General features: G+C 70.7%; 3 protein-coding genes and 1 tRNA gene. 2 read left to right on the forward strand and 2 right to left on the reverse strand.

Annotated elements, in window-relative coordinates; all coding sequences use genetic code 11:
* Positions 1-131 precede the first annotated feature (131 nt).
* Complete coding sequence (locus ACWEVO_RS32620; protein WP_452311290.1) at positions 132-1,382, reverse strand: glycosyltransferase 87 family protein; 1,251 nt, start codon at positions 1,380-1,382, stop codon at positions 132-134.
* 73 nt (positions 1,383-1,455) lie between these two features.
* On the opposite strand from ACWEVO_RS32620, the gene orn reads away from it, so the two are divergent.
* Both orn and ACWEVO_RS32630 read left to right on the forward strand, forming a co-directional pair.
* Positions 1,456-2,046 (forward strand): oligoribonuclease, encoded by a 591-nt coding sequence (orn, locus tag ACWEVO_RS32625; protein ID WP_452311291.1) that lies wholly within the window; start codon positions 1,456-1,458, stop codon positions 2,044-2,046.
* A 103-nt stretch (positions 2,047-2,149) separates the two neighbouring features.
* Positions 2,150-2,225: transfer RNA gene (locus ACWEVO_RS32630), tRNA-His, on the forward strand.
* A 103-nt stretch (positions 2,226-2,328) separates the two neighbouring features.
* On the opposite strand, the gene ACWEVO_RS32635 is transcribed toward ACWEVO_RS32630, so the two are convergent.
* The coding region (locus ACWEVO_RS32635) for an Ig-like domain-containing protein (RefSeq protein WP_452311292.1) at positions 2,329-3,571 on the reverse strand (1,243 nt) is incomplete at its 5' end.

Here is a 3,571-nt window from a genome sequence, read left to right on the forward strand (position 1 = left end):
CTCCGCGCTGCCGACGCGGAGGGCCACCATCACCGGGGGAATCGGTGCTACCTGGGAGAAACTTGAGGTAGTTGAGACCAGATTAGCGGTGAAGGCCGTTGATCGCGACGTCTGTCCATTTGGTGCAAGTTTCACCGTGCGGCGTGCCGCGCCCCCCGCCGGTACGGCAACGCCGCCAGCAACAGCAGGCTGAGCAGCACGTACGCGTTGCGGGTGACGAACTCGCCCGGACTGTCGGTACGCGCCGGCGCGACCCCCCAGTCCTGAAAGGTCACCACCCCGTAGATGATCACGAAGCCGGTGCCGGCCGTGAGGGTGAACAGCCAGCGGCGCCGGCGGGCGCCGGCCGGGGTATGCGGGTCGGCGTCCAGCGCGGCGTCGACCAGCACCACCACCGCCGGGATGAACCAGTACAGGTGGTGGGTCCAGGTGATCGGGCTGACCAGGCCGCCGACCAGGCCGGTCAGGGTGAGGCCGGCGAGCGCGTCCCCGGCCCGCGCCGCCCGCGCCGCCCGCCACAGCCCGTACCCGGTGACCGCCAGGACCAGCAGCAGCCAGGGCAGCTGGCTGGGCTTCTCCGGGGCGGTGATCCGGCTGAGCAGGCCGAACAGCGACTGGTTGCCGGTGTAGTCGGTCCGTCCCACCCGGTCGGTCGCCCACAGCTCATGGGTCCAGAACCGCCACGAGTCGCGCGGCGCGACCGCCGCCGCGAGCAGGGTGGCCACCGTCGCCGTGGCCGAGGCGACCACCGCCGCCCGCCAGCGCCGGGTGGCCAGCAGGTAGAGGATGAAGATGCCGGGGAAGAGCTTCAGCGCCGTCGCCAGCCCCACGCCCACCCCGGCCCAGCGCCGCCCATGCGGTACGGCGAACAGCAGGTCGGCCAGGATCAGCACCACCAGCAGCATGTTGATCTGGCCGAAAGTGATCGTTTCCCGGGTGCTCTCCACCGCGAAGACCAGCAGCACCGCGACGGTGAGCGAGAAGAGCCGGGGCAGGTCGTGCCGCTCGACCAACGGGGTGACCAGCCAGCGCGTCGTGACCACCACGCCCAGCACGGTCAGCGCCGTGAAGATGGCCACGGTGGCGCCCAGCGGCAGCAGGGCGAACGGCCGCAGCAGCAGCGCCGCGAAGGGTGGGTAGGTGAAGTAGAGCGCGCCCTGCACCCGGTCGGGCTGCACGTAGTCGTAGAGCGGGTGGCCGGCCGCCCACCAGTCCATCGCCCGCATGTAGATCTTCAGGTCGAAGAAGTTGTGCACCCGGCCCGGCAGGTAGAGCGCCGGCAGCACCGCGGCGAGCGCCACCACCGTGACGAGCCGGCGCGCCGTACGTCCACCCGGATCGTCCTCGGTGGCGGCGGGTGGCGCGACGGGTTCGGCTGGCACGGGGAAACCCTAGCGGCCCACCTCGGCGACGGTGCCGAGGCGCGGGCGGGTCGGCGACGCGTAGTCTGGTCCGGTGGCTGATCTTCTCGTCTGGATCGACTGTGAGATGACCGGGCTGGACCTCGGGCGCGACGCGCTGATCGAGGTCGCCGCGCTCGTCACCGACCCCGATCTGAATGTGCTGGGGGAGGGCGTCGACGTGGTCATCCACGCCGACGAGGCGGCGCTGGACGGGATGCCGGAGATCGTGCGCACCATGCACGGCAAGTCCGGGCTCACCGAGGAGGTGCGCCGCTCCACGGTCACCCTGAAAGAGGCCGAGGACCTGGTGCTGGAGTACGTGACCAGCCACGTCAAGGACCCGCGTACCGCGCCGCTCTGCGGCAACTCGATCGCCACCGACCGGGGCTTCATCGCCCGCGACATGCCCCGCCTCGACGCGCACCTGCACTACCGGATGATCGACGTCTCCTCGATCAAGGAGCTCTGCCGCCGCTGGTACCCGCGCGTGTACTTCGGGCAGCCGCAGAAGGGGCTGGCCCACCGCGCCCTGGCCGACATCCGAGAGAGCATCCGCGAGCTGGAGTACTACCGGCGGACGATCTTCGTCCCGCTGCCCGGCCCGGACGTGGAGAGCGCCAAGGCGATCGCCGCCCAGCTCTGAACCGCGCCCGGAGGCCCCGGCCGGAACCCGCTGGACGGGGCGGGCACGGGTGTGGCTATTATTAGTCCGCACCCCGCCCGGGTCGACCGGCGCGGAGAGCATGGTGGCTGTAGCTCAGTTGGCAGAGCACCGGGTTGTGGTCCCGGTTGTCGTGGGTTCAATTCCCATCAGTCACCCCAGTCACGAAAGCCCCTCCCTCGGGAGGGGCTTTCGGCGTTTCCGGGCCCGGAAACGCGACGGCCCCCTCGGTGCAGAGGGGGCCGCCACGACGGGTGGGACGGATCAGGGGGTCGGCTCGATGCTCGGCTCCCCGCTGGGCTCCGCGCTCGCGTCGTCGCCGGCCTGCTGCGGCTCGTACGGCAGGGCGCTGCCCTTGACGTACTCGTCCCAGCTCATGTTCCAGTCGGTCCAGCCGTTGCCGTTCTGCAGCTTGCGCTCGGTGCCCTTGACGGTGATCGGGTCGCCGATCCGGGTGTTGGCGAACAGCCAGGCGCCGTCCTTCATCGAGACGTTCACGCAGCCGTGCGAGACGTTGACCTTGCCCTGCACGCCCTCCGACCAGGGCGCGGCGTGGATGAACTCGCCACCCCAGGTGAGCCGCTGGGCGAAGTCGATGTCGGTGCGGTAGCCCTCCTCCGGGCCCAGCTCCTCCATGGTGTCGAAGACCGTCTTGCGCAGCTTCTCGATCACCACCATGGTGCCGCTGGACGACGGCGTGCTCTTCTTGCCGAGGCTGACCAGGATCCGCTTGATGACCTGGCCGTCCTTGGTGACCGTCATGGTCTTGGTGCGGTTCTCCACGGTCATCACGAACGACGGGCCGATCTTGATGTCCACGGTGAGGTCGGAGCGGCCGTACCAGCCGTCGCCCAGCGGCAGCCCGCCCGCCTGCACCCGGTAGGTCACGGTGCTGTTGGCCTGCCAGAACTCCTTCGGCCGGTAGCGCACCTCGGTCGGGCTCACCCAGTGCCAGATGCCCTCCTGGGCCGGCTTCGCGGTGACCGTCATCCGGCGCTGCACGTCGTCCCGGTAGTCCTCCGGGATCGCCCGGCTGAACCGCACGATCAGCGGCATGCCCACCCCGACCACCTGGTTGTCGCCGAGGAAGCTGGTGATCCGCACCTGCTTGCCGGGCTTGGCCATGGTGGTGAAGGTGCTGGTCGCCGTGGCCGGCTTACCGTCGTCGCCGGTCGCGGTCACGGTCGCCGTGTACGTCTCGCCGTACTCCAGGGCGCCGTCGGGGAGCCAGGTCTTGCCGTCGGCCTGGAGCTCGCCCTCGACGGCCTTGCCGGCGGAGTCCTTGAGCTCGACCGCGGTCTCCTTCGCCTCCTTCGTGGTGAAGTAGATGGCGGTGGCGGCCGGCACGTCCTTGGCGTCGGCCTTGGGCTCGGTGATGGTGGCGGCCGCCTTCGGGCCGCTCTCCCCGCCGCCCTGCCAGCTCGGCCCCTTGTCCCCGCCGCCGCTGGTGCAGGCGGAGGTCAGGGCCAGCGCGGCGGCGAGCACGGCCGCCGCGAACGCGCGCCGG

The sequence above is a fragment of the Micromonospora sp. NPDC003776 genome (assembly GCF_053605645.1).